General features: G+C 61.0%; 24 protein-coding genes and 1 pseudogene. 11 read left to right on the top strand and 14 right to left on the bottom strand.

Annotated elements, in window-relative coordinates:
* From D6877_RS14725 to ribBA, 4 genes are all read right to left on the bottom strand, one after another.
* Positions 1-616: ABC transporter permease (locus D6877_RS14725; RefSeq protein WP_130911268.1), on the bottom strand; the 616-nt coding region annotated here is incomplete at its 3' end.
* A gap of 6 nt (positions 617-622) precedes the next feature.
* The gene (locus D6877_RS14720; RefSeq protein ID WP_024013193.1) at positions 623-1,531 is read right to left on the bottom strand and encodes an ABC transporter permease; all 909 of its coding nucleotides are present in this window, start codon (positions 1,529-1,531) and stop codon (positions 623-625) included.
* Positions 1,528-2,553, bottom strand: a complete 1,026-nt coding sequence (locus D6877_RS14715; protein WP_130911267.1) for an ABC transporter substrate-binding protein — start codon at positions 2,551-2,553, stop codon at positions 1,528-1,530. The genes D6877_RS14720 and D6877_RS14715 overlap by 4 nt, the downstream gene beginning before the upstream one ends.
* A 376-nt stretch (positions 2,554-2,929) precedes the next feature.
* Positions 2,930-4,039: a bifunctional 3,4-dihydroxy-2-butanone-4-phosphate synthase/GTP cyclohydrolase II gene (ribBA, locus tag D6877_RS14710; RefSeq protein WP_130911266.1), complete on the bottom strand. Its 1,110-nt coding sequence runs from the start codon at positions 4,037-4,039 to the stop codon at positions 2,930-2,932.
* Between the two features lie 68 nt (positions 4,040-4,107).
* Between ribBA and D6877_RS14705 the strand changes: the two genes are divergently transcribed.
* Positions 4,108-4,404, top strand: coding sequence for a DUF1330 domain-containing protein (locus D6877_RS14705; protein WP_130911265.1), 297 nt, complete (start codon positions 4,108-4,110; stop codon positions 4,402-4,404).
* A gap of 126 nt (positions 4,405-4,530) precedes the next feature.
* Here the strand turns inward: D6877_RS14705 and D6877_RS14695 are convergent, their stop codons facing one another.
* The 7 genes from D6877_RS14695 to D6877_RS14660 form a co-directional block, all read right to left on the bottom strand.
* Positions 4,531-5,094 (bottom strand): NUDIX hydrolase, encoded by a 564-nt coding sequence (locus tag D6877_RS14695; RefSeq protein WP_130911263.1) that lies wholly within the window; start codon positions 5,092-5,094, stop codon positions 4,531-4,533.
* A 1-nt stretch (position 5,095) separates the two neighbouring features.
* On the bottom strand, positions 5,096-5,860 hold the full coding sequence (locus tag D6877_RS14690) for a GntR family transcriptional regulator (RefSeq protein WP_016775014.1): 765 nt from the start codon (positions 5,858-5,860) through the stop codon (positions 5,096-5,098).
* Positions 5,861-5,917: 57 nt separating this feature from the next.
* Positions 5,918-6,307 carry a carboxymuconolactone decarboxylase family protein gene (locus D6877_RS14685; protein WP_007968634.1) on the bottom strand — a complete coding sequence of 130 codons (390 nt, stop codon included), beginning with the start codon at positions 6,305-6,307 and terminating at the stop codon, positions 5,918-5,920.
* 136 nt (positions 6,308-6,443) lie between these two features.
* Positions 6,444-6,929 (bottom strand): flavin reductase family protein, encoded by a 486-nt coding sequence (locus tag D6877_RS14675; RefSeq protein ID WP_122507915.1) that lies wholly within the window; start codon positions 6,927-6,929, stop codon positions 6,444-6,446.
* Between the two features lie 12 nt (positions 6,930-6,941).
* Positions 6,942-8,423 carry an aldehyde dehydrogenase gene (locus D6877_RS14670; RefSeq protein WP_130911261.1) on the bottom strand — a complete coding sequence of 494 codons (1,482 nt, stop codon included), beginning with the start codon at positions 8,421-8,423 and terminating at the stop codon, positions 6,942-6,944.
* A complete protein-coding gene (locus D6877_RS14665; protein ID WP_130911260.1) occupies positions 8,420-9,253 on the bottom strand; it encodes an alpha/beta fold hydrolase in 834 nt (277 codons plus the stop codon). The genes D6877_RS14670 and D6877_RS14665 overlap by 4 nt, the downstream gene beginning before the upstream one ends.
* A 32-nt stretch (positions 9,254-9,285) precedes the next feature.
* Positions 9,286-9,876: an amino acid synthesis family protein gene (locus D6877_RS14660; RefSeq protein ID WP_007968626.1), complete on the bottom strand. Its 591-nt coding sequence runs from the start codon at positions 9,874-9,876 to the stop codon at positions 9,286-9,288.
* A 461-nt stretch (positions 9,877-10,337) separates the two neighbouring features.
* Here D6877_RS14660 and D6877_RS14655 point away from each other — a divergent pair, with 461 nt between their 5' ends.
* Positions 10,338-11,381, top strand: coding sequence for a YCF48-related protein (locus tag D6877_RS14655; RefSeq protein ID WP_130911259.1), 1,044 nt, complete (start codon positions 10,338-10,340; stop codon positions 11,379-11,381).
* On the top strand, positions 11,378-13,762 hold the full coding sequence (locus D6877_RS14650; protein WP_024013186.1) for an RND family transporter: 2,385 nt from the start codon (positions 11,378-11,380) through the stop codon (positions 13,760-13,762). Before D6877_RS14655 ends, D6877_RS14650 begins: the two co-directional genes overlap by 4 nt.
* A 349-nt stretch (positions 13,763-14,111) precedes the next feature.
* Here D6877_RS14650 and D6877_RS14645 read toward each other — a convergent pair whose 3' ends face one another.
* Both D6877_RS14645 and D6877_RS14640 read right to left on the bottom strand, forming a co-directional pair.
* On the bottom strand, positions 14,112-14,831 hold the full coding sequence (locus D6877_RS14645; RefSeq protein ID WP_016775009.1) for a FadR/GntR family transcriptional regulator: 720 nt from the start codon (positions 14,829-14,831) through the stop codon (positions 14,112-14,114).
* A gap of 187 nt (positions 14,832-15,018) precedes the next feature.
* Entirely contained in the window at positions 15,019-16,755 is a 1,737-nt protein-coding gene (locus tag D6877_RS14640) for an IlvD/Edd family dehydratase (RefSeq protein ID WP_130911258.1), read from the bottom strand.
* Positions 16,756-16,947: 192 nt separating this feature from the next.
* Between D6877_RS14640 and D6877_RS14635 the strand changes: the two genes are divergently transcribed.
* From D6877_RS14635 to D6877_RS14590, 8 genes are all read left to right on the top strand, one after another.
* Positions 16,948-18,270, top strand: coding sequence for an MFS transporter (locus tag D6877_RS14635; protein WP_130911257.1), 1,323 nt, complete (start codon positions 16,948-16,950; stop codon positions 18,268-18,270).
* Positions 18,271-18,415: 145 nt separating this feature from the next.
* Positions 18,416-19,408, top strand: a complete 993-nt coding sequence (gene araD1 / locus D6877_RS14625; protein ID WP_130911255.1) for an AraD1 family protein — start codon at positions 18,416-18,418, stop codon at positions 19,406-19,408.
* Positions 19,409-19,417: 9 nt separating this feature from the next.
* Entirely contained in the window at positions 19,418-20,998 is a 1,581-nt protein-coding gene (locus D6877_RS14620; protein WP_130911254.1) for an aldehyde dehydrogenase (NADP(+)), read from the top strand.
* Between the two features lie 180 nt (positions 20,999-21,178).
* Positions 21,179-21,490 (top strand): DUF5629 family protein, encoded by a 312-nt coding sequence (locus tag D6877_RS14615; RefSeq protein WP_130911253.1) that lies wholly within the window; start codon positions 21,179-21,181, stop codon positions 21,488-21,490.
* Positions 21,477-22,652: a lactonase family protein gene (locus D6877_RS14610; RefSeq protein ID WP_130911252.1), complete on the top strand. Its 1,176-nt coding sequence runs from the start codon at positions 21,477-21,479 to the stop codon at positions 22,650-22,652. The genes D6877_RS14615 and D6877_RS14610 overlap by 14 nt, the downstream gene beginning before the upstream one ends.
* Positions 22,653-22,808: 156 nt before the next feature.
* Positions 22,809-22,988: a hypothetical protein gene (locus D6877_RS14605; RefSeq protein ID WP_016775003.1), complete on the top strand. Its 180-nt coding sequence runs from the start codon at positions 22,809-22,811 to the stop codon at positions 22,986-22,988.
* Between the two features lie 257 nt (positions 22,989-23,245).
* Positions 23,246-23,458 carry a hypothetical protein gene (locus D6877_RS14595; RefSeq protein ID WP_039763920.1) on the top strand — a complete coding sequence of 71 codons (213 nt, stop codon included), beginning with the start codon at positions 23,246-23,248 and terminating at the stop codon, positions 23,456-23,458.
* Positions 23,455-23,712, top strand: a complete 258-nt coding sequence (locus D6877_RS14590; RefSeq protein WP_039763921.1) for a hypothetical protein — start codon at positions 23,455-23,457, stop codon at positions 23,710-23,712. The genes D6877_RS14595 and D6877_RS14590 overlap by 4 nt, the downstream gene beginning before the upstream one ends.
* Positions 23,713-23,787: 75 nt before the next feature.
* On the opposite strand, the pseudogene D6877_RS29925 reads toward D6877_RS14590, so the two are convergent.
* A pseudogene (locus D6877_RS29925) lies at positions 23,788-23,927 on the bottom strand (glutathione S-transferase); the annotation flags it as partial.

The following is a 23,927-nucleotide window of genomic DNA, read 5'->3' as shown; positions in this document are numbered from 1 at the left end:
AAACGAGGAAGGCGAAGAGGGCGCCGGCGACCATGCCCGGACGAATCGCCGGGAACGTCACCTTGAACACCGCTTGCAAGCGCGAGGCACCGCAAATCACCGCCGCGTCTTCAATCGACTGATCGAACAGCTTCAGCGAGTTGATGATCGAGATGATGGTGAACGGCAGCGCGACGATCACGTGGCTGACGACGAAAGCGAACATCGTCCCGGTGTAGCCGAGCTTGAGAAACAGCGCGTACACCGCCACGGCGATGATCACCAGCGGCACGATCATCGGCAGGGTGAACAGGCCGTAGAGCATCTCGCGGCCGGGAAAACGCCCGCGCACCAGCGCAAACGCGGTCGGTAAACCGAGGGCCACGGCGCAGATCGTGGTCAGCACGGCGACCTTGAGGCTGGCCGCAGCGGCGTTCATCCAGTCCGGGTTGGAGAAGAACTGGCCGTACCATTTCAGCGTCCAGCCCGGTGGCGGGAACACCAGCCACTGCGAGGAGCCGAACGACAGCAGCACGATGAATACGATCGGCAACAGCAGGAACAGACCGATCAGCCCAGTCGTGGCGTAGAGGCCGAAACGCATGCGCCGGCTCATGGCATTTGGGGTCAGGAGCATGTCGGCTTACCTCGCGTTACTGGCGCCAACCGGGGATTCCGGTTGAAGCTTCAGGTAGAAGTAGAACAGCACCAGGGTGATTGCGATCAGCAACGCGGCGCCGGCACTGGCCAGGCCCCAGTTGAGGAACGATTGCACCTGCTGAATGATGAACTCCGGCAGCATCATGTTCTGCGCCCCGCCGAGCAGCGCCGGGGTGACGTAGTAACCGAGCGACATCACGAACACCATCAAACCGCCGGACGCCAGACCCGGCCGGCACAGCGGCAGGAACACCCGGAAGAAGTTGGTCCACGGACTGGCGCCGCAGATCGAGCCGGCCTGCAGGATCATCGGGTCGATGGCCTGCATGGTCGCCTGCAACGGCAGCACGATGAACGGGATCATGATGTAGCTCATGCCGATCACCACGCCGGTCAGGTTGTGCACCATTTCCAGCGGCTGATCGATGATGCCCAGCGCCATCAGCGCCTTGTTGATCACGCCCGAGGCTTGCAGCAACACCAGCCACGAATAGGTGCGGGCGAGCAGGCTGGTCCACATCGACAGCAGCACGATGTTGAGGATCCAGCGCCCCCAGCCGCGCGGCACCAGGGTGATCGCCCAGGCCAGCGGAAAGCCCAGCAGCAGGCTGAACAGCGTCACCAGCCCGGCCACCGAAAAGGTGTTGAGCAGCACCCGCGCATAGGCCGAGTTGGCGAACAACTGTTCGTAGTTGCCGAGACCCGGCACAGGTTCCAGCACACCGCGCAGCAGCAGGCCAATCAACGGCGCGAGAAAGAACAGGCCGAGGAACAGCAGCGCCGGGACGAGGTTGCCGGCGCCGCGCCAGCGTTGCTTGAAAGCCGAACCGGCAGCGCCGGCGGCGCTCCCGGTGGCAGTGGAAGGACGGGGCGCAGTGGCCGCAATTTTCATTTGACCAGCCATTCGTTCCACCGTGTCGCGATAGCCGGACCGTTCTTGGCCCAGTAAGCGAAATCAAGGGTGATCTGATCCTTGGCGTAAGCCGTCGGCAGGTTGGGGGCCAGCGTCGAATCCAGACGCTCCACACTGTCGAGGTTGACCGGCGCGTAGGCGGTCAGGTTGGAGAAGTCGGCCTGGCCTTTGGCGCTGCTGGCATTGGCGAGGAACTTCATCGCCGCGTCCTTGTTTTTCGAGCCTTTTGGGATGACCAGAATGTCGGCCATGACCAGGTTCTGTTTCCAGCTCACGCCGACCGGTGCGCCGTCTTCCTGCAAAGCGTGCACCCGACCGTTCCAGAACTGGCCCATGCTCGCTTCGCCGGACGCCAGCAGTTGCTGCGACTGCGCGCCGCCGCCCCACCAGACGATGTCTTTCTTGATGGTGTCGAGTTTCTTGAAGGCGCGATCCAGATCCAGCGGGTAGAGCTTGTCAGCCGCAACGCCGTCGGCCAGCAGCGCCAGTTCGAGCACGCCGGGGCTTGGCCATTTGTACAGGGCGCGTTTGCCGGGGTAGGTCTTGGTGTCGAACAGCGCGCTCCAGTCCTGCGGCTTGTTGGCGCCGAGCTTGCCCTCGTTGTAGCTGAGGACGAAGGAGAAGAAGAACGAGCCGACGCCGTGGTCGCTGACGAAGCGCGGGTCGATTTTGTCGCGTTGAATGACTTTGAAGTCGAGGGGTTCGAGCAGGCCTTCGGCAGCGGCGCGCAAGGCGAAATCGGCTTCGACATCGACCACGTCCCACTGCACGTTGCCGCTTTCGACCATGGCCTTGAGTTTGCCGTAGTCGGTGGGGCCGTCCTGGACGACGGTGATGCCGCTGGCCTTGCTGAACGGATCGGCCCAGGCCTGTTTCTGCGCATCCTGGGTGCTACCGCCCCAACTGACAAAATTCACGCTTTCGGCAGCCATTGCAGCCTGGCCGGTAACGCTGAGCAGTCCCGCGAAAAAGATCGCGGTTGCAGCTTTGTTCAACACCATGTTCACGCCCTCATTGTTGTGTTTTTGAGCGGGCCTTGCGTTGTTGCCCGCCTGTCGGGAGCAGTAGCTGGACGGTTTTTTGGTTCGTCCGGTCTATGGAATATCATATTATGGTATTCCAAACTTTGTGCAAGCACTTTGCCTTACCGGTTATCTGGCAGGTTGGTTTTTTTGAGGCGTTCGGCCTGAGATATTTTGTGAATGTGAGATCCAGCCCCTCACCCCAGCCCTCTCCCAATGGGAGAGGGGGAAAGGGAGCCGATTCTTGTGCTGTTCAAAATTTGAGTTCGACTCGGTATCTCAGGTCGATGTATAGCGACCGGTCAACGCGGTCGGCTCCCTCTCCCTCTGGGAGAGGGCTGGGGTGAGGGCGGCGTCATTCAGTGAACGGAATGCTCTCAACCACCTCAAGGTCATACCCGGTCAACCCCGCATACTTCAGCGGTGGGCCGAGGTGGCGCAACTTGCCCACCCCAAGGTTCTGCAGAATCTGCGCCCCCGTCCCGACCTCGGAATAAATCCGCGATTGCGAACGGCTGAACTGCCGTGGCGGCTGGGTCAGCTGCGGCACGCGTTCGAGCAACGCCTGCGACGATTCATGATTGGCCAGCACCACCACAACCCCATGACCTTCCGCCGCGACCCGTTGCAGCGCCGCCCACAGAGTCCAGTTCGTTGGCCCGCTGTACTCGGCGCCGACCAGGTCGCGCAGCGGATCGATCACATGCACACGCACCAGCGTCGGCTCTTCACGGCGCAAGTCGCCCATGACCATCGCCATGTGCACGCCGCCTTCGATGCGATCCTCGAAAGTGATCAAACGGAACGTGCCATGCACCGTCGGCAGCTCACGTTCACCGATGCGTTCGATGGTGTGCTCGGTGCTTAGGCGATAGTGGATCAGGTCGGCAATGGTGCCAATCTTGATCCCGTGCTTGCGCGCGAACTGCTCCAGATCCGGGCGGCGCGCCATGGTGCCGTCGTCGTTCATCACTTCGACAATCACCGAGGCCGGGGTGAAACCGGCCAGACGCGCCAGATCGCAACCGGCCTCGGTGTGCCCGGCGCGGGTCAGCACGCCACCTTCCTTGGCGCGCAGCGGGAAGATGTGGCCGGGCTGCACCAGGTCTTCGGCGCGGGCATTCGGCGCGACGGCGGCGGCAACGGTGCAGGCCCGGTCGGCGGCAGAAATGCCGGTAGTCACGCCAATCGCCGCTTCGATCGACACGGTGAATGCAGTGCTGAACACACTGCCGTTGGCGGGTACCATTTGCTCCAGGCCCAGACGCTGACAATGTTCGTCGGTCAGGGTCAGGCAGATCAGCCCGCGTGCCTCGCGGGCCATGAAGCTGATAGCCTCCGGTGTGCAACGATCAGCGGCCAGCAGCAGGTCGCCTTCGTTCTCGCGGTCTTCGTCATCGACCAGCAGGACCATTTTGCCGAGGCGATAATCTTCGATGATTTCTTCGATGCTGTTGAAGGCCATGCTGGACTCTCAGGGTTCGTTGGAAATATATTGGTATACCATAATACAAAATCAACAAAGAGGTCACTATGAAGGCGTACTGGATTGCACATGTGGATATAGCCAATGCCGAGCACTACAGCCAATACACCCAGCGCACCCCGCAGGCGATTGCTGCTTTCGGCGGCAAGTTTCTGGCCAGAGGCGGGCGCAGCGAAGCGCTGGAAGGACGGCAGACGCCACAGCGCACCGTGATCATCGAGTTTGAAAGCTACGAAACAGCCGTGGCGTGCTACCACTCGGCGGCGTATCAGGAGGCGAAGAGTTATCGCGAGGAATGGGCGAAGGCGGAGATCATCATCGTCGAGGGCGTTGCCCCGAACTGAGCCACACCACCATCCTGTGGGAGCGAGCCTGCTCGCGAATGCGTTCGAACATTCAACATTTGTATTGACTGACACGACGCCTTCGCGAGCAGGCTCGCTCCCACAGGTTTTGTGTTCAGGCAAATGTCAGCGCATGAAATGAATCTTGCCGCTGTCATCATTGCCCATGTAAATCCCGTAAACCCCCGCCTGGCGCTCTTCGATATAGCGCTCGAGAATCTGCCGGATCGCCGGGTAATAGATCTGCTCCCAAGGAATGTCTTCCGGGGCGAAGAACTTGTAATCCATGGTCTCCGGCCCGTACTGCCCGGTGATTTCCAGGGCGATGGCACGGAAGATGATGTACACCTCGCTGATCTTCGGCACGCTGAAGATCGAATACGGCGAGACGATTTCCGCGCGCACGCCGCTTTCTTCCCAGACTTCGCGCAGCGCCGCCTGTTCGGTGGTCTCACCGCTTTCCATGAAACCGGCCGGCAGCGTCCAGGTGCCGGGGCGCGGGGGAATCGCCCGTTGGCACAAGAGGTATTTGCCGTCCTGCTCGATGATGCAGCCGGCGATGATCTTCGGATTGACGTAGTGGATATAGCCGCAGCCGCGGCACATCAGGCGCTCGTGCGTATCGCCCGGCGGCGTCTGCTGACTGAGGTCAGGGCCACCGCATTTCGGGCAAAAGCTCGGGCTGAACATGTCATTGACCTATGCGGGGTTCTTTCAGCGCGATCGGCAGGGTGATCGCCGGGGTGCCTTTGACGGCGACGCCTGTCTCTTCCTGCTTGCGCTTGAGGTAATCGAGGGCCACGGCGGCGGCCGCGCGGACGTGATCGACACAGGCCTGATGCGCCGCCAGCGGATCGCCGCTCTTGATCGCCTCGACCATTTTTTCCATCTCGTGATTACTCGCGCCGCGTCGGTTTTCCTGGGAGACCGAGGTCGCGCGTAGATAGCTGATGCGCGCCTGCAACTGACGCAATTGCGTGGCGGCGACATGGTTGCCCGAGCCTTCGAGCAGCACGTCGTAGAAGCCCTGCACCGAGTCGATGACCTGTTGCAGCTCGCCGTCCTTCAACGCTTTGCGGTTGTCATCGAGGGCTTTTTCCAGGGCTTTGATGTCCTTGGCTTTGGCGCGCAGGGTGAACAGCTGGACGATCAGGCCTTCGAGCACACAACGCAGTTCGTAGATATCGACGGCGTCGTCGAGGGTGATGATGGCTACGCGCGGGCCTTTGGCGTCGGCGAATTCGACCAGACCTTCGGATTCAAGGTGGCGCAGAGCTTCGCGCACCGAAGTGCGGCTGACGCCGAGGCGATCGCAGAGGTCGCGTTCGACCAGACGATCACCTGGCATGAGCTGGAAATTCATGATCGCGCTACGCAGTTTGTCCAGCACGATTTCGCGCAGGGTAACGGGGTTGCGATTGACCTTGAAGCTGTCGTCGAGTGGCTGGCGTTTCATGGGGTCCGCTCTTGAGCTTGGCTGTCCATGCCAGACGGGCATCAAAACAGCCGAGGGTTAACTGGAGGCCTCGGCGTCGGCTTCGGCAAAGGCTTCACGGGCCAGCCGGAAACTGTCCACGGCCGCCGGAACGCCGCAATAAATGCCGACCTGAAGCAGAATTTCGCGTATTTGCTCACGACTCAGGCCGTTACGCAAGGCGCCACGCACATGCAGCTTGAGTTCATGCGGGCGGTTGAGCGCCGAGATCATTGCCAGGTTGATCATGCTGCGCTCTTTGAGCGACAAACCCTCGCGCCCCCAGACATGGCCCCAGCAGTACTCGGTGACCATTTCCTGCAGCGGGCGGGTGAAATCATCGGCGTTCTCGATCGAGCGTTGCACGTAGGCTTCACCCAATACCTGGGTGCGGATTTTCAGACCTTTTTCATACTTCTCGTTACTCATCATTCCTCCAATCCACAGGTGTTCCCTGTGGGAGCGAGCCTGCTCGCGAAGGCGTCGTGTCAGTCGATGCAAATTTTGAATGATCGACCGCTTTCGCGAGCAGGCTCGCTCCCACATTGGCAATCGTGTCTGGCTGTCAGGCCAGCGTTGGCAACGCGCCCAACTTGCCCTTGTGATAAATCATCGGCGTCACCGGTTGCTCGGGCAGGATCAGGTTCTTCACTGCGCCGACAATGATCGCGTGATCGCCGCCGTCGTATTCACGCCACAACTCGCACTCGATGATCGCCGTGGCCTTGGCCAGAATCGGGTTGCCCAAATCGCTCAAATGCCACTCGATGCCCTTGGCCTTTTCCTTGCCCTTGCCGGCGAACGCATAGGCTTCGGCGGTCTGCTCGGCGGAGAGCAAATGGATAGCGAATTTCTTGCTGTCGCGCAGCACCGGGTAGGTGTCGGACGCATAGTTGGGGCAGAACAGCACCAGCGCCGGGTCGATCGACAGCGCGCTGAACGCGCTGGCGGTGATGCCGACGATGCCGCCGTCCGGGTCGAGGGTGGTGACCACCGTGACGCCGGACGGGAACGAGCTCATGACGTCTTTGTAAATGCCGGGTTCGATCATTTCTCAGGACTCCTAGCGCATCACAAACGGATCAGGCATTGGCGCCTGGGAGAGGTTGATCCACACCGTTTTCAGTTCGGTGTAGGCCAGCACCGAATCGATGCCGCTTTCGCGTCCATAGCCACTGTTCTTGAAGCCGCCGATCGGCGCCATCGCCGACACCGCACGGTAAGTGTTGACCCAGATGATCCCCGAGCGCACATCGCGCGCCAGACGATGGGCGCGGCCCAGATCGCGGGTCCAGATGCCGGCAGCGAGGCCGAACTGCGAGTCGTTGGCGATCGCCAGCGCTTCGGCTTCGTCTTTAAAACGAATCACCGAAGCCACCGGGCCGAACACTTCTTCCTGCATGATCTTCATCGAATTGCGATCGCATTCGAACAGCGTCGGCTCGTAGAACCAGCCTTCACCGAGATCCGCCGGGCGCTTGCCGCCGGTGCGCAAACGCGCGCCTTCAGCGATGGCATCGGCGACCAGACCTTCGACCACTGCCAGTTGCTGCGCGGTGGCCATCGGACCCATCTCGCTATTGTCTTCCTGCGGGTTGCCGATGCGGATGCGCTGGGCGCGCTCGACCAGACGGTTGACGAATTCGTCGTAGATTTCGTCCTGCACCAGCAAGCGCGAACCGGACACGCAACTCTGCCCGGACGCCGCGTAGATGCCGGCAATCGCACCGTTGATCGCGCTGTCGAGATCGGCGTCGGCGAAAATGATGTTTGGTGACTTGCCGCCCAGCTCCAGCGAAAGCTTGGCGAAGTTCTCGGCGCTGCTGCGCACTACATGCCGCGCCGTGGCCGCGCCGCCGGTGAAGGCGATCTTGCGGATCAGCGGATGGCGGGTGAGGGCGGCGCCGGTGCTCGGGCCGTAACCGGTAACGACGTTGACCACGCCCGGCGGAATCCCGGCTTCGAGGGCCAAGCGTGCGAGCTCGAGAATGGTCGCCGAGGCGTGCTCGGACGGCTTGATCACTATGGTGTTACCAGCGGCGAGGGCCGGGGCCAGTTTGATTGCGGTCAGGTACAGCGGGCTGTTCCACGGAATGATCGCGGCGACCACACCCATGGCTTCGTGCACGGTGTAGGCAAACAGGTCAGGCTTGTCCAGCGGCAGGGTGCCGCCTTCCAGTTTGTCAGCGAGGCCTGCGGTGTAGTGGAAGAACTCCGGCAGATAGCTGACCTGGCCACGGGTTTCGCGGATCAGCTTGCCGTTGTCGCGGCTTTCCAGCTGCGCCAGGTGTTCCTTGTTTTCTGCGATCAGATCACCGAGGCGGCGCAGCAGTTTGCCTCGCGCGGTGGCGGTCAGGCCGCGCCACGCCGGGCTGTCAAAAGCAGTTTGCGCTGCTAGCACGGCGCGTTCGACGTCCGCTTCATCGGCGTCGGGCAGTTCCGCCCAGGCCTGCGCGGAGGCCGGGTTGAGGCTTTCGAAGGTCTTGCCGGAGAGGGCGTCAACCCAGTCTCCGCCGATGCACATCTGGAAGCGTGCGAGTGTCATGCAACGATCCCCTTTATATGGTTTTGTCGGGAGTGTGCGAATTCGAGAAATTGCAGCAGCATCTGGTTGACCAGACGCGGCGACTCTACCGGCATCATATGCCGTTGCTCGGGCAGCACGGCAACCTTCGCACCGGGGATGCGCCGGGCCAGTTGCTCGGCCATTTCCGGGGTCGAGCCGGGGTCGAGTTCGCCGGTGGCGATCAGCGTCGGTGCCTGAATGCTGCTCAGGTCGTCGGCGCGGTACATGTCCTGGGTGGCGAACAATTCGTAGGTGGTCAGGTAGCCCTGCGGATCGTTGTTGGCCAAGGTCTGGCGCAACGCGGCGATCTGCGCCGGATTGGCCGCCTGATATTCACGGCTGAACCAGCGTGACAGGGCGGCTTCGGCATTGGCGTCCGGGCCGTGTTCGGCAGCCTGCGCAGTGCGCGCAATCACGCCGGCACGCTGTTCTTCGCTGCGGTTGAACACACTGTTCAACACCACCAGACTTTGCAGGCGCTCCGGGTAATGCAGGGCGAAGGCCCGCGCGACCAGACCGCCCATGGAGAAACCGATCACCGCTGCCTGCGGCACGTTCAAGTGATCGAGCAGCTCGAGCAACTGATCGGCGTAACCGAGCAGGTCGGTGCCGCTGGCCGGGCGCGGGCTGGCGCCGTGGCCGAGCATGTCGTAGGCGATCACCTGGTATTGGCTGGCGAGGCCGACAATCTGCCCGCCCCACATTTCTTTGTTCAGGCCCACGCCGTGGATCAAGACCACGGGCTGGCCTTGGCCGGTCGCCAGGTAACTGGTGCCAGCCGGGGTGAGTTCAGCGGTGAGCCGAATCATGGAGCGCTCCTGCAATGCCTTTCTTGTTGTGATTACTGGGCTTTTTCGGCGGCCAGTTCTTCCAGATCGATGTAGCGGTTGCCGATGCGCGGGTGCAGGCGGCCACCGTCGGCGCAACCCAGCACGACGACGATTTCGTCGGCACGCGGCGCGTCTTCGATCTGCATTTCCAGGGTGATGTAGTGCGAACGCAGGCCTTCGTCGTCCTTGTGCATCATCGGGATCTGAATCGAAGTGCCAGGGCCGCCGCGCTTGTTGGTGAAGCTCAGGTAGCTCTTGGCTTTCACTGCTTCGCGATAGTGGTTGCCGAAGCGCAGGGTGTGGATCACCGCCGACGCGTGCTCGATTTCGCCATCAGCGCCGACTACGGCCGCTTTGCCGTAGGCCTCGATCTTCTCGGCACCGCCGATAATGCCGACCAGGCGTTCGACCATCATTGCGCCGAGGTCGGAGCAGTTGGCGCGGATCTGCGGTTTGAGGTCTTCGACAAAACCGTTGCCCACCCACGGGTTCTTCATCACCACGGCGAGGCCGACCATGGTCACTGGCTTGTCAGTGGCTTTGCCGCCTTCGATGAAGGTTTCTTCGACATAGCTGACGATCTTGCGAATTTCGAAACTCATGAGCTGCTCCGTTGGGGGATTGAGAGTGTCTGTGCGTCTGATGGTATACCATAATACCGATCCTGCAAGTCCCCGCAGCGACAATTGCGTCATCCATCCTACGAATGGCTGCGCATTCAGCCTTTGGCGCGAAACCACCCATCACCACAAACCCTGTGGGAGCGAGCCTGCTCGCGAAAGCGGTGGGTCAGCCAATAAACAGGGTGACTGATACACCGCTTTCGCGAGCAAGCTCGCTCCCACAGGGAAAATGATGGGTTACAGAGGGCCGCTTTCGGTTAACAAAAGATAACGCGGCGCCGATTGTCAGACATTTGCAAAGCCCGATAGGATGAGCCAGCTTCCGAAGGGGCTCTGGATTGCGGGTTTCAGGATGATGCTTCTGATCTGCCACTAGCCGAGCACCCTTGCGGCGCCCTTGAAGGCCCGATGGCCCAACAATAATAAATAGGGGAAGGTCTATGAGTCGTTGCCGCCCGCCGGCGTTACGCAACACCGCGTTGCTGGCCACAGCACTCTCACTGCTGGGCTTTGCCACGTTATCGGCACCTGTGATTGCCGCCGAGGCCCCGGCTGACGTGGTCTATGCCACCGAATCGGCCAAGGCCGCAAAAAGCCTGATTCTTGATGTCGTCCACGCTGGCGCGCGTCTTGTCGCGGTCGGCGATCGCGGGCACATCGTCTATTCCGATGACCAGGGCAAGACCTGGACCCAGGCCAAGGTGCCGACCCGGCAACTGCTCACCGCCGTGTATTTCGTCGACGACAAAAACGGCTGGGCCGTGGGCCACGACGCGCAGATTCTCGCCAGTGCAGACGGCGGTCTGACCTGGACCAAGCAATTCGAAGACCTCAAACGTGAATCGCCGCTGCTCGACGTCTGGTTCAAGGACGCCAGCAACGGCTTTGCCGTGGGCGCCTACGGCACGCTGCTGGAAACCACCGACGGCGGCAAGAACTGGGAAGACGTCAGCGATCGCCTCGACAACGAAGACCAGTTCCACCTGAACGCCATCGCCGCCGTGAAAGACGCCGGGCTGTTCATCGTTGGCGAGTCCGGCAGCATGTTCCGCTCCGCCGATGACGGCCAGACCTGGGAAAAGCTTGAAGGCCCGTACGAAGGTTCGCTGTTCGGCGTGATCGGCACGGCGCAGCCGCAGACCCTGCTGGCGTACGGCTTGCGCGGCAACCTTTATCGCTCCACTGATTTCGGCAGCAACTGGGAGCAGGTCGAACTCAAAGCCGCACGCGGTGCGCTGGAGTTCGGCCTGTCCGGCGGCACGCTGCTGGAAGACGGCTCGATCGTCATCGTCGGCAACGGCGGCTCGGTGATCAGCAGCAGCGACAACGGCGAAACCTTCAGCGTGTTCAACCGTCCGGATCGCATTTCGCTGTCGTCGGTCACCGCCGCCGGCAACGGCAACCTGGTTCTGACCGGGCAGGGTGGCTTGCACATCACCCAGCCAAACGGTGCCGAGACCAATAACAAGAAGGCGGGGCTATGACTTCCTTGATCACTCCTCAGCAGGAAAAGGCGACGGTTCTCGAGCGCCTGATCTTCAACAACCGTCCGGCCGTGATCCTGATCTGCCTGGTGGTGAGCATTTTCCTGTTCTGGCAGGCAACGCTGATTCGGCCGTCGACCAGTTTTGAAAAAATGATCCCGCTGCAGCATCCCTTCATCGAAAAGATGATGGAGCACCGCAACGATCTGGCGAACCTCGGCAACACCGTGCGTATTTCGGTGGAAGCCACCGACGGCGACATCTTCTCCAAGGAGTACATGGAGACCCTGCGCCAGATCAACGACGAAGTGTTCTACATTTCCGGCGTCGATCGTTCCGGCCTCAAATCGCTGTGGAGCCCGAGCGTACGCTGGACCGAAGTAACCGAAGAGGGTTTCGCCGGCGGTGAAGTGATTCCGCAGAGCTACAACGGCTCCCAGGACAGCCTCGATCTGCTGCGCAACAACGTGCTCAAGTCCGGCCAGGTCGGGCGTCTGGTGGCCAACGATTTCAAGTCGAGCATCGTCGACATCCCGCTGCTCGAGGCCTATCCGGACCCGCAGGATCAGGGCAAGTTGCTGGCGCTGGACTATCGCCAGTTCTCCCATGAACTCGAAGACAAGATCCGCAACAAGTTCGAAGCGCAGAACCCCAACATCAAGATCCACATCGTCGGTTTCGCCAAGAAAGTCGGTGACCTGATCGACGGTCTGGTGATGGTGGTGCTGTTCTTCGGTGTCGCCTTTGTCATCACCCTGATCCTGCTGCTGTGGTTCACCAACTGCCTGCGCAGCACCATCGCGGTGTTGAGCACGACGCTGGTGGCGGTGGTCTGGCAACTCGGATTGATGCACTTCTTCGGCTTCGGCCTCGACCCGTATTCGATGCTGGTGCCGTTCCTTATTTTCGCCATCGGCATTTCCCACGGTGTGCAGAAGATCAACGGTATCGCCCTGCAATCCAGCGAGGCCGATAACGCCCTCACGGCTGCACGACGCACCTTCCGCCAGTTGTTCCTGCCGGGGATGATCGCGATTCTGGCCGATGCGGTGGGCTTCATTACCCTGCTGATCATCGACATCGGCGTGATCCGTGAACTGGCGATCGGCGCGTCTATCGGCGTTGCGGTGATCGTGTTCACCAACCTGATCCTGCTGCCGGTGGCGATTTCCTATGTCGGCATCAGCAAGCGCGCGATTGCCAAGAGCAAGAAGGACGCCAACCGCGAGCATCCGTTCTGGCGCCTGCTGTCGAACTTCGCCAGCCCGAAAGTCGCGCCGATTTCGGTAGCGCTGGCCCTGATCGCCTTCGGTGGCGGCCTCTGGTACAGCCAGAACCTGAAAATCGGCGACCTCGACCAGGGCGCGCCGGAACTGCGTCCGGACTCGCGCTACAACAAGGACAACAACTTCATCATCAGCAACTACTCGACCAGCTCCGACGTGCTGGTGGTGATGGTCAAGACCAAGGCCGAAGGCTGCTCGCGCTACGAAGCCATGGCGCCGATCGATCAGCTGATGTGGAAGATGCAGAACACCGAAGGCGTACAGTCGGCGATCTCGCTGGTGACCGTGTCCAAGCAGATGATCAAGGGCATGAACGAGGGCAACCTGAAATGGGAAACCCTGTCGCGCAACCCGGACGTACTGAACAACTCAATCGCCCGCGCCGATGGCCTGTACAACAACAGCTGCTCGCTGGCGCCAGTGCTGGTGTTCCTCAACGATCACAAAGCTGAGACCCTCGATCGTGCGGTCAACGCGGTGCAGGAGTTCGCCAAGGAAAACAACAAGGACGGCCTGGAATTCATCCTCGCTGCCGGTAACGCCGGGATCGAAGCAGCCACCAACGAAGTCATCAAACAGGCTGAGCTGACCATCCTGATTCTGGTGTATATCTGCGTGGCGGTGATGTGCATGATCACCTTCCGCTCGTGGGCCGCGACCTTGTGTATTGTCCTGCCGCTGGTGCTGACCTCGGTACTCGGCAACGCACTGATGGCGTTCATGGGTATCGGTGTGAAAGTCGCGACGCTGCCGGTGGTGGCGCTGGGCGTGGGGATTGGTGTGGACTACGGCATCTACATCTACAGCCGCCTGGAAAGTTTCCTGCGTGCCGGGCTACCGTTGCAGGAAGCCTATTACCAGACGCTGAAGTCCACCGGTAAAGCGGTGCTGTTCACCGGCCTGTGCCTGGCGATCGGCGTGTGCACCTGGATCTTCTCGGCGATCAAGTTCCAGGCCGACATGGGCCTGATGCTGACCTTCATGCTGCTGTGGAACATGTTCGGCGCGCTGTGGCTGCTGCCGGCGCTGGCGAAGTTCCTGATCAAGCCTGAGAAGCTGGCGGGGCAGAAGGGCAATTCGCTGTTTGCCCACTGATCTGACAGGCTGAAACGACAAAGCCGCAACCTTGAGGGGTTGCGGCTTTTTTTGTGCTTCAAGATCAAGAGCCCCTCACCCTAGCCCTCTCCCGGAGGGAGAGGGGACTGACCGCGGTGTCTTTCGCCATCCACCGACCTGAAAGACCGGGTCGATTATGGATCCAAAGCAAAGCGTTCGCCCCGAGATGCCAGTCGATTATGGACACAGCAAATCGTTCGACTGGAGATGTCGAGTCGGTTATGGATTCAAAGCAAATCGTTCAAGTCGGCGTAGATCACGAATATCCCCCAATCGGTCCCCTCTACCTCTGGGAGAGGGCTAGGGTGAGGGCAAGCAGTCTCAAGCATTAAGTGAGTTCAGCTCCAAGCACCACACTCAACGCACTGCGCGCATCATCCAACTGCACCAGCGTCGCATGCCGAGCACCCAGCGCATCGCGATTCTCGATCGCCGTCAGAATCGCCTTGTGCCTCGGCAACGCCAGTTCATGCAGATTCGGACGTTGATTGGAATGCTTCAACGCCTCGGCAATCGCTACCGCCAACATGTTGCACAGGTTCGCCAGCAGGTCGTTGTGCGTCGCATCGGCGATGCGGCTGTGGAAGTCCAGGTCCGGTTGCAACAGCGCTTCCGGGGTCGGCGCGGCTTCCATGCGTTGGTAGGCTTCGTTGATCGCGGCGATGTCGGCATCGGTTGCATGCTGGGCGGCGAGGGCGGCGGCTGCCGGTTCGATGATGCTGCGCACGCTGGTCAGCACGTTGAAGAATTCATTCTGTGGGCTGCTCTGCATCAGCCAGTGCAGCACGTCCGGGTCGAGCATGTGCCATTCGCGGCGGGCCTTGACCACTGTGCCGACGCGCGGTTTGGAATACACCAGCCCCTTGGCCACCAGCACTCGAGTCGCTTCGCGCAACACCGGCCGACTGACCGCGTACTCCTCGCAAAGCAGGGCTTCGGCGGGCAGTTTGTCGTCGGGCAAAAAGCGTCCGGAGACGATCTGCATGCCCAGTTCCTGGACGATGCGCGAATGCATGCTTTTACGGTCGGAAGGTTTGCGGTAATCCATGGGGAGTGGCGCGATCCTGAGCGATGGAGATGCCGCGCATCATAGCAGGCACGGCACAGATTTGAGGCGATACGCAAAAGCAACTGTGGGAGCGAGCCTGCTCGCGAAGGCGGCATATCAGTCAAATAGATGTCGACTGACACTCCCTCTTCGCGAGCAGGCTCGCTCCCACCGGGGAATTGCGCTTTTAGTGAGAGTGACGCGGAACCTCAGCGCCTCGGCAACCGACGAGGAAGTCAAAGTCGCAACCCTGATCCGCCTGCAGCACGTGATCGATGTATAGCTGACGATAACCGCCCACCAGCAACTGCTGCGGTGCTTGCAGGTCGGCCATGCGCGCGGCCAGTTCAGCATCCGGAATGTCCAGATGCAGACGGCCGCTTGCGCAATCGAGTTCGATCCAGTCGCCTTCCTTTACCGCCGCCAAAGGCCCGCCCGCTGCGGCTTCCGGGGCAACGTGCAAAACCACTGTGCCATACGCCGTACCGCTCATCCGTGCATCGGAAATGCGCACCATGTCGGTCACCCCTTCTGCCAACAGCTTGGCCGGCAAGCCCATGTTGCCGACTTCGGCCATGCCCGGATAACCCTTCGGCCCGCAGTTCTTCATGACCAGAATCGAATTCTTATCGACGTCCAGCTCCGGATCATTGATCCGCGCCTTGTACATGTCGAAGTTCTCGAACACCACCGCGCGACCGCGATGCTGCATCAGTTCAGCGCTAGCGGCGGACGGCTTGAGCACCGCGCCCAGTGGCGCCAGATTGCCGCGCAACACGCAGATGCCACCGTCAGCGCGAATCGGATTGTCGAGGGTGCGGATCACTTGGTCTTCGCCGTAGATCGGCGCGTCCTTGGTGTTCTCGCCGATGGATTTGCCGTTGACCGTCAGTGCATTCGGGTTGGGGATCAGATTGGCTTCACCCAGGCGGCGCAGCACCGCTGGCAAGCCACCGGCGTAGTAGAACTCTTCCATCAGGAAACGCCCGGACGGTTGCAGGTCGACGATGGTCGGCATGCCGCGACCGATGCGGGTCCAGTCGTCCAGATCGAGCTCGACGCCGATGCGCCCGGCGATCGCTTTCAAGTGGATCACGGCATTGGTCGAACCGCCGATGGCAGCGTTGACACGAATAGCGTTTTCGAAGGCTTCCTTGGTGAGGATCTTCGACAGTTTCAGGTCTTCACGCACCATCTCCACCGCACGCATGCCGGACATGTGCGCCAGCACATAACGGCGCGCATCGACGGCCGGAATCGCCGCGTTGTGCGGCAGCGAAGTGCCCAGCGCTTCCGCCATGCAGGCCATGGTCGACGCGGTGCCCATGGTGTTGCAGGTGCCCGCCGAACGCGACATGCCGCCCTCGGCCGCGAGGAAGTCATCGATGGTGATGGTGCCGGCCTTGACCTGTTCGCTGAGCTGCCAGACCACGGTGCCGGAACCGATGTCCTTGCCTTTGTGCTTGCCGTTGAGCATCGGCCCGCCGGTGACGACGATGGCCGGCACGTCGCAACTGGCCGCGCCCATCAGCAGTGCTGGAGTGGTTTTGTCGCAACCGGTGAGCAGCACTACGCCGTCGATCGGGTTGCCGCGAATCGCTTCTTCAACGTCCATGCTCGCCAGGTTGCGGGTGAGCATGGCGGTCGGGCGCAGGTTCGATTCGCCGTTGGAGAACACCGGGAATTCCACCGGAAAACCACCGGCCTCGATCACCCCGCGTTTGACGTGCTCCGCGATCTGGCGGAAGTGCGCGTTGCACGGAGTCAGTTCCGACCAGGTGTTACAGATGCCGATGATCGGCTTGCCGTGGAACTGGTGGTCGGCGATGCCCTGATTCTTCATCCAGCTGCGGTACATGAAGCCGTTCTTGTCGGCCGTGCCAAACCATTGGGCGGAGCGCAGGGTGGGTTTCTTATCAGACATGATCGATTCTCTTATTGTAAGACTATTGTTTGCGAGCTGACGCTTAATCTAAGCTCAAAATCCGCGCTTTGGAAGTGTTGTTGGGTAATTAGTATTACTATATAGTCGTTTTCGACGGAGGGATGGCCCTGGCTGTTTTGGCGAGAGGCGTCCCCCGAGGTTCTATAAAAACAACAATCGGAGACCGATCTCATGAGCCAGGAATTGCGGCTTGTCCGGCGCATCACACTGAAACTGATTCCCTTCCTGATCCTGCTGTACCTGATCGCCTATGTGGATCGCTCCGCCGTCGGCTTCGCCAAGCTGCACATGGGCGCCGACATCGGCATCGGCGACGCCGCCTATGGCCTCGGTGCCGGGCTGTTTTTTATCGGCTATTTTCTTCTCGAGATTCCCAGCAACCTGATGCTCGAACGCTTCGGCGCGCGGCGCTGGTTCGCACGAATCATGATCACCTGGGGCGCGATCACCATCGGCATGGCCTTCGTGCAAGGGCCGCACAGCTTCTATGTGATGCGCTTTCTGCTCGGCGCGGCCGAGGCGGGCTTCTTCCCTGGCGTGCTGTACTACATCACCCAATGGTTCCCGGTGCGCCATCGCGGCAAGATCCTCGGCCTGTTCATCCTTTCGCAACCCATTGCGATGATGATCACCGGTCCCGTGTCCGGCGGTTTGCTGGGCATGGACGGCATCCTCGGCCTGCACGGCTGGCAGTGGCTGTTCATCGTCATCGGCACCCCGGCGATCCTGCTGACCTGGCCGGTCCTGCGCTGGCTGCCGGACGGCCCGCAGCAAGTGAAGTGGATGGATCAGGCGGAAAAAGACTGGCTGACCGGCGAACTGAAAAAGGACTTGCAGGAGTACGGCCAGACCCGTCACGGCAATCCGCTGCATGCGCTGAAAGACAAGCGCGTGTTGCTGCTGGCGCTGTTCTATCTGCCGGTGACCCTGAGCATTTATGGTCTGGGCCTGTGGCTGCCGACCTTGATCAAACAGTTCGGCGGCAGCGATCTGGTCACCGGGTTCGTCTCTTCGGTGCCATACATTTTCGGGATCATCGGCCTGCTGATCATTCCGCGCAGCTCCGACCGTTTGAATGATCGCTACGGCCACTTGGCGGTGCTTTATGTGCTCGGTGCGCTGGGCCTGTTCCTCAGTGCCTGGCTGTCGCTGCCGGCGGCGCAACTGGCGGCACTGTGTCTGGTGGCGTTCGCGTTGTTCTCGTGCACCGCGGTGTTCTGGACCTTGCCGGGGCGCTTCTTTGCTGGCGCGAGTGCCGCGGCGGGGATTGCCTTGATCAACTCGGTGGGCAATTTGGGCGGGTATATCGGGCCGTTCGTGATCGGCGCGTTGAAGGAATACACCGGCAATCTGGCTTCGGGGTTGTACTTCCTCTCGGGCGTGATGGTGTTCGGGCTGATTCTGACCGGCATCGTCTACCGCGTGCTCGAACGCAAGCACGTGCTGCCCGTCGACCAGTTCGCCGCCAGCGCCCGTGGCGCGACCCGAACCTGACTGACCAACACTGGCCCCTGTGGGAGCGAGCCTGCTCGCGAAGAGGCCATCACATTCAACACTGCTGGTGACTGGTACACCGCTTTCGCGAGCAAGCTCGCTCCCACAGGGGATGGCGGCGTTTTTGATGGAACAGGAGAAAATCATGCATCTGGTTCAATTCGAATTACCCAACGGCGAGCGCCGTGTCGGCGTGGTCGACAACGGTCAGGTCCGCGAAGTCGAGGACGCCCGCAGTGTCCGTGATCTGGCCCTGGCTGCAATCGAGGCCGGCAGCTCCCTTGAGCAGCAAGTGCAAAGCCTCGGCCTCGGTGCCAGCCACGACTACGCGCAGTTGCTCAAAGACCTGCGCATCCTGCCGCCACTGGATCACCCGGACCCGGCACACATGCTGGTCAGCGGTACTGGTCTGACCCATCTGGGCAGTGCTTCGGCGCGGGACAAGATGCACCAGCAGGCCGGCGATGAAGCGGCGATGACCGACACCATGCGCATTTTCAAATGGGGCGTGGAGGGCGGCAAACCGGCGGCGGGGCAGGCCGGCGTGCAACCAGAGTGGTTCTACAAGGGCGACGGCAGCATTGTCGTGCGTCCGGGGCAGCCGTTCCCGCTGCCGCCGTTCGCCGAAGACGCCGGCGAAGAGCCGGAGATGGCCGGCCTGTATGTCATCGGCAACGATGGCAAGCCGTATCGCCTCGGTTTCGCCGTCGGTAACGAGTTCTCCGACCACGTCATGGAGCGCAAGAATTACCTGTACCTCGCGCACTCGAAATTGCGCAGTTGCAGTTATGGCCCGGAACTTCGCACCGGTGAATTGCCTCAACACCTTGCCGGCACCAGCCGAATCCTGCGTGACGGCGAAGTGCTCTGGCAGAACGAGTTCCTCAGCGGCGAGGCCAACATGTGCCACAGCCTGGCGAACCTCGAGTACCACCACTTCAAATACAGTCAGTTCCTGCGTCCGGGCGACGTGCACATTCACTTTTTCGGCACTGCGACCCTGTCGTTTGCCGACGGCATCCGCACCCAGCCGGGCGACACGTTCGAGATCAGCCAGGCCGACTTCGGCGCTGCGCTGGTCAACGGTATCGCACCGGTCAAAGCGGCTTTTGAACCGGACAGCATCGGCACCCTTTAAGGAGATCCCATGACTCAGATTCTCGGTCACAACTACATCGGCGGTCAGCGCAGCGCCGCCGGCAGCGTCAAACTGCACTCGGTCGACGCCAGCACTGGCGAGGCCCTGCCGCACGATTTCATTCAGGCCACGGCCGAAGAAGTCGACGCCGCCGCCAAGGCCGCCGCGGCGGCTTACCCGACCTATCGCAGCCTCAGCGCCGAACGTCGCGCGCAGTTCCTTGACGCGGTCGCGGATGAACTGGATGCGCTTGGCGATGATTTCGTTGTTGTGGTCTGCCGCGAAACCGCGCTGCCGGCCGGACGCATTCAGGGCGAGCGCGGTCGCACCAGCGGGCAGATGCGTCTGTTCGCCAAAGTCCTGCGTCGCGGTGATTTCTACGGCGCGCGGATCGATCAGGCATTGCCGGATCGTCAGCCGCTGCCACGTCCGGATCTGCGTCAGTACCGCATCGGCCTCGGCCCGGTCGCCGTGTTTGGTGCCAGCAACTTCCCGCTGGCGTTCTCCACTGCCGGTGGCGATACCGCAGCAGCACTGGCCGCCGGTTGCCCGGTAGTGTTCAAGGCCCACAGCGGCCACATGGCCACCGCTGAACTGGTCGCCGACGCGATCATTCGTGCCGCAGAAAAAACCGGTATGCCCGCTGGCGTGTTCAACATGATCTACGGTGGCGGCGTCGGTGAATGGCTGGTCAAGCATCCGGCGATTCAGGCCGTTGGTTTCACCGGTTCGCTGAAGGGCGGTCGCGCCTTGTGCGACATGGCTGCCGCACGTCCGCAACCGATCCCGGTGTTCGCCGAGATGTCGAGCATCAACCCGGTGATCGTTTTGCCGCAAGCACTGGCCACACGTTCGGAAACCGTCGCGCGTGACCTCACCGCTTCGGTGGTTCAGGGTTGCGGTCAGTTCTGCACCAACCCGGGTCTGGTCATCGGTATTCGCTCGCCGCAGTTCAGCGCGTTTGTCCAACAAGTCGCCGCTGCAATCGGTGATCAACCGGCGCAAACCATGCTCAACGCCGGCACCCTCGGCAGCTATGGCAAAGGCCTGGAAAAGCTCCTGGCGCACAGCGGCATCGAGCATCTGGCCGGTAATCCGCAGCAGGGCAATCAGGCGCAGCCGCAGTTGTTCAAGGCTGATGTCAGCCTGTTGATCAACGGTGACGAAGTGCTGCAGGAAGAAGTGTTCGGCCCGACCACAGTAATCGTCGAAGTGGCCGATCAGGCACAACTGAGCGCGGCGCTGCACGGCCTGCACGGTCAATTGACCGCGACGATCATCGGTGAGCCGTCTGATTTCGAGCAATTCGCCGAGCTGACGCCGCTGCTGGAACAGAAAGTCGGGCGCATCCTGCTCAACGGTTATCCGACCGGTGTCGAGGTGTGCGATTCGATGGTGCACGGTGGGCCGTACCCGGCGACGTCCGATGCGCGCGGCACGTCAGTGGGCACGCTGGCGATCGATCGCTTCCTGCGCCCGGTGTGCTTCCAGAACTACCCGGACAGCTTGCTGCCCGAACCACTGAAAAACGCCAACCCGCTGCGGATTCAGCGTCTGGTGGATGGCAAGCCATCGCGTGAGGCGATCTAAAGCCAAGCCGATGTCCCCTGTGGGAGCGAGCCTGCTCGCGAACGCGGAATATCAGCCAGTTATTTGTTAGCTGGCACACCGCCTTCGCGAGCAGGCTCGCTCCCACAGAGGTTCCAGCAGGGGCCTCTGGATCACATTGGGCTATCATTGGCCCTTTCCCCCCTAGAAAGACTGTTTGCCATGACTGCCCAAACCCTTCTCAACGCCCTCGAACACTGCGGTATGGTCGAAATCGATGGCCTGCACGCCTTCGAATTCGCCCTCGACGAGGACGATAACCTGCACATCGAATGCATCGATGGCCGTGAAGCCAAACACTGGGAATTCACCCCGGCGCAGGTTGCGGCGGCGACGTTCGATGAGACGCTGCAGAGCTGGCTGATCGTCGGTTACGCCAGCGACACCAAGACCACGGGCGAGCATCGTCTGGTGTGCCTCGGCGACGTAGTCAGCAGCAGCGACGATGAGGATGACAATAATGAAAATGCGTAACTTCTGGCCTTTGCTGATGGCCGGCAGCGTCGGCGCGATGGGGCTTTCCAGTGCCTCTGCCGACACCTTGCAGTTGCTGGTCGGTTCCTACACTGCCGGTTCCAGCCAGGGCATCTACCGCATGCAGTTCGACAGCGCCACCGGCCAGATCGACGCCAAGCCGCTGCAAGTGGTCAAGACCGAAAACCCTTCGTGGCTGACCCTCTCGAAAGACCAGAAGCGTTTGTTCGTGGTCAACGAAAACGGCCCGGGCCAGACTGACCCGGTCGGCCGTGTCAGCAGCTTCGCCATCGACCCGAAGACCCATGCGCTGAGCCTGATCAATCAGGTGCAGAGCCTGGGCAACGAGCCTACCCATTCCAGCCTCAGCGCTGATGCCAAACACCTGTTCGTCAGCAACTACTCGGTGATGGAAGATCCGGGCGGCACCCTGGCGGTATTGCCGGTCGATGCCGACGGCCAGCTGAAACCCGTGGTGCAGATGAGCGGCCACCCGGCCAGCCGGGTCAATCCTGAGCGTCAGGCCTCGAATCACGTGCACTCGACGGTGTCTTCGCCGGACGGGCGCTATGTGTTCTCCAATGACTTGGGCGCGGACAAGGTTTTCATCTATCAATACGACCCGAAGGCCAACCCGCACTTGCCGCTAACCCCGGCGAAAACTGCCTCGGTAGCCTTGCCGGCCGGTAGTGGCCCGCGTCATCTGCTGTTCAGCGCTGATGGCAAACACGCTTGGCTGACCATGGAGATGAGCGCGCAGGTTGCGGTGTTCGACTACAAGGACGGCGTACTGACCCAGACGCAACTGGTCGATCTCGCGGCGGGCCAGCCAACCTCGGACAAGGCCGGCGCGGCGCTGCATGCTTCGGCTGACGGCAAGTTTCTCTACGTGAGCAATCGCGGCACGGCCAATCAGCTCGTAGTGTTCAGCATTGATCGTGCGACCGGTCAGCTCAAAGAGCTGCAAAAGCGCTCGGTCGAAGGTGATCACCCGCGCGAGTTTGCCCTCGATCCGAGCGGTAAATTCGTCTTGATTGCCAACCAGAAGAGCAACCAGATTGTCGTCGTCGAACGCGATGCCAAGACCGGTCTGCTGGGCAAAACCGTGCAAAAACTGCCGATGGACGCGCCAAGCGATCTGAAATTCCTGGTGCGACAATAAGCCACAGGCCCCGGTCTACGGGGCCTGCATCGTTGTATTAATTGCACTGATAACGGCTAATGCTACAAAAGATTTCAAGCGAGCAACCCTCGAGCGTTACGTTTGCTTCACAGCCCGACCGGGCAAACCAAGCAAACGAACACGAGGGTTACCGCCATGAATTTCAATCTCTTTTCCGTCATCGCCGCTTCCGCCATTTCTGCCACCGTGGTATTGCCAGCCGGTGCCAACGTCGAAATCGCCAGCAAAAAATCCCACACCCAGAGCTACACCCAGAAATACCTGCAACAAAGCGCCAACTTCTACGCCGCGCTGGATCACAAAACCCAAGCCTGAGCGCACCGTTCTCCTGTAGGAGCTGCCGAAGGCTGCGATCTTTTGATCTTGTTTTTCATAAGCAAAATCAAAAGATCGCAGCCTTCGGCAGCTCCTACACGTATGCGTGGCATTTGGTCATAGGTTTCTTCAAGCGAGGGAATAGAGCAGGTAAATAATCAACGAAGCTGATATTCATCATTGCAAACCCTGAGTGGTTGCTTCGGCTTTTTTGATTGATTCTGTGGCCATCGAAACCTTTGCCCACGGAGAACACCATGGCCAGCGCAATCCTCACTTCCGCCAAACGCGGCGCCTACCTGGCCATCGGTCTGTACTTGGCCGTGGTGCTGTTCGTCAGCATCGGCGCGCAGATGGAACACAGCTTCGACGCCCCGATCGACGTCGCCCACCCCGGCATCCAGTTCGAACTGCGCTCGCAAAGCGCGATGGTCGACAGGGCTGAACTCGCAGGAGTCGGCGGCGCATGAAAGGCTACAGACTCTGGGTCATCGCCAGCCTCGCGCTGATGACCAACGGCGCCTCACTGTTGGGGTTTGGCCAGGGCTCGGTGGGCGGTTTGGCCCGGGCCATAGAGGCCAACCACAACATCGCGCACAACATTGAACGCGCCAACACGCTGGGGCTGATGGCCGGCAATCCACCGGTCAAGGTCGCGGTGGATTTTCTCGGGCCGTTTGAAGTGGATTGCATGGCGCTGGGCATGTGTAACGCCCTGGCCTGACGAAGATCGTGCCCACGCAAAGCGTGGGAACGATCAGATCAAAAGATCGCAGCCTTCGGCAGCTCCTACATCGGATTACTTCTTCATGATCGAGGTGAACAGCTCGGATTCGAGCAAGCGCTGCAACCAGGCTTGTAAGCGCACATAAGGGGTCTGCGCAAACCACTCGCGATCAACATGAGCGAACTGTCGGACGAAGGGCAGCAGGGCGATGT

The sequence above is a fragment of the Pseudomonas sp. Sample_9 genome (assembly GCF_004307535.1).
In the GTDB taxonomy this organism is placed as follows: Bacteria; Pseudomonadota; Gammaproteobacteria; order Pseudomonadales; family Pseudomonadaceae; genus Aquipseudomonas; species Aquipseudomonas mercuritolerans.
The sequence above is the reverse complement of the archived record's forward strand: the minus strand, read 5'-3'. Positions and strand labels throughout refer to the sequence as shown.

Excerpts from the sequence above, each read along its gene's own strand:
- D6877_RS14720 (WP_024013193.1), bottom strand. The coding sequence starts at position 1,531 with ATGAAAATTGCGGCCACTGCGCCCCGTCCTTCCACTGCCACCGGGAGC.
- D6877_RS14715 (WP_130911267.1), bottom strand. The coding sequence starts at position 2,553 with ATGGTGTTGAACAAAGCTGCAACCGCGATCTTTTTCGCGGGACTGCTC.
- ribBA (WP_130911266.1), bottom strand. The coding sequence starts at position 4,039 with ATGGCCTTCAACAGCATCGAAGAAATCATCGAAGATTATCGCCTCGGC.
- D6877_RS14705 (WP_130911265.1), top strand. The coding sequence starts at position 4,108 with ATGAAGGCGTACTGGATTGCACATGTGGATATAGCCAATGCCGAGCAC.
- D6877_RS14695 (WP_130911263.1), bottom strand. The coding sequence starts at position 5,094 with ATGTTCAGCCCGAGCTTTTGCCCGAAATGCGGTGGCCCTGACCTCAGT.
- D6877_RS14690 (WP_016775014.1), bottom strand. The coding sequence starts at position 5,860 with ATGAAACGCCAGCCACTCGACGACAGCTTCAAGGTCAATCGCAACCCC.
- D6877_RS14685 (WP_007968634.1), bottom strand. The coding sequence starts at position 6,307 with ATGAGTAACGAGAAGTATGAAAAAGGTCTGAAAATCCGCACCCAGGTA.
- D6877_RS14675 (WP_122507915.1), bottom strand. The coding sequence starts at position 6,929 with ATGATCGAACCCGGCATTTACAAAGACGTCATGAGCTCGTTCCCGTCC.
- D6877_RS14670 (WP_130911261.1), bottom strand. The coding sequence starts at position 8,423 with ATGACACTCGCACGCTTCCAGATGTGCATCGGCGGAGACTGGGTTGAC.
- D6877_RS14665 (WP_130911260.1), bottom strand. The coding sequence starts at position 9,253 with ATGATTCGGCTCACCGCTGAACTCACCCCGGCTGGCACCAGTTACCTG.
- D6877_RS14660 (WP_007968626.1), bottom strand. The coding sequence starts at position 9,876 with ATGAGTTTCGAAATTCGCAAGATCGTCAGCTATGTCGAAGAAACCTTC.
- D6877_RS14655 (WP_130911259.1), top strand. The coding sequence starts at position 10,338 with ATGAGTCGTTGCCGCCCGCCGGCGTTACGCAACACCGCGTTGCTGGCC.
- D6877_RS14650 (WP_024013186.1), top strand. The coding sequence starts at position 11,378 with ATGACTTCCTTGATCACTCCTCAGCAGGAAAAGGCGACGGTTCTCGAG.
- D6877_RS14645 (WP_016775009.1), bottom strand. The coding sequence starts at position 14,831 with ATGGATTACCGCAAACCTTCCGACCGTAAAAGCATGCATTCGCGCATC.
- D6877_RS14640 (WP_130911258.1), bottom strand. The coding sequence starts at position 16,755 with ATGTCTGATAAGAAACCCACCCTGCGCTCCGCCCAATGGTTTGGCACG.
- D6877_RS14635 (WP_130911257.1), top strand. The coding sequence starts at position 16,948 with ATGAGCCAGGAATTGCGGCTTGTCCGGCGCATCACACTGAAACTGATT.
- araD1 (WP_130911255.1), top strand. The coding sequence starts at position 18,416 with ATGCATCTGGTTCAATTCGAATTACCCAACGGCGAGCGCCGTGTCGGC.
- D6877_RS14620 (WP_130911254.1), top strand. The coding sequence starts at position 19,418 with ATGACTCAGATTCTCGGTCACAACTACATCGGCGGTCAGCGCAGCGCC.
- D6877_RS14615 (WP_130911253.1), top strand. The coding sequence starts at position 21,179 with ATGACTGCCCAAACCCTTCTCAACGCCCTCGAACACTGCGGTATGGTC.
- D6877_RS14610 (WP_130911252.1), top strand. The coding sequence starts at position 21,477 with ATGAAAATGCGTAACTTCTGGCCTTTGCTGATGGCCGGCAGCGTCGGC.
- D6877_RS14605 (WP_016775003.1), top strand. The coding sequence starts at position 22,809 with ATGAATTTCAATCTCTTTTCCGTCATCGCCGCTTCCGCCATTTCTGCC.
- D6877_RS14595 (WP_039763920.1), top strand. The coding sequence starts at position 23,246 with ATGGCCAGCGCAATCCTCACTTCCGCCAAACGCGGCGCCTACCTGGCC.
- D6877_RS14590 (WP_039763921.1), top strand. The coding sequence starts at position 23,455 with ATGAAAGGCTACAGACTCTGGGTCATCGCCAGCCTCGCGCTGATGACC.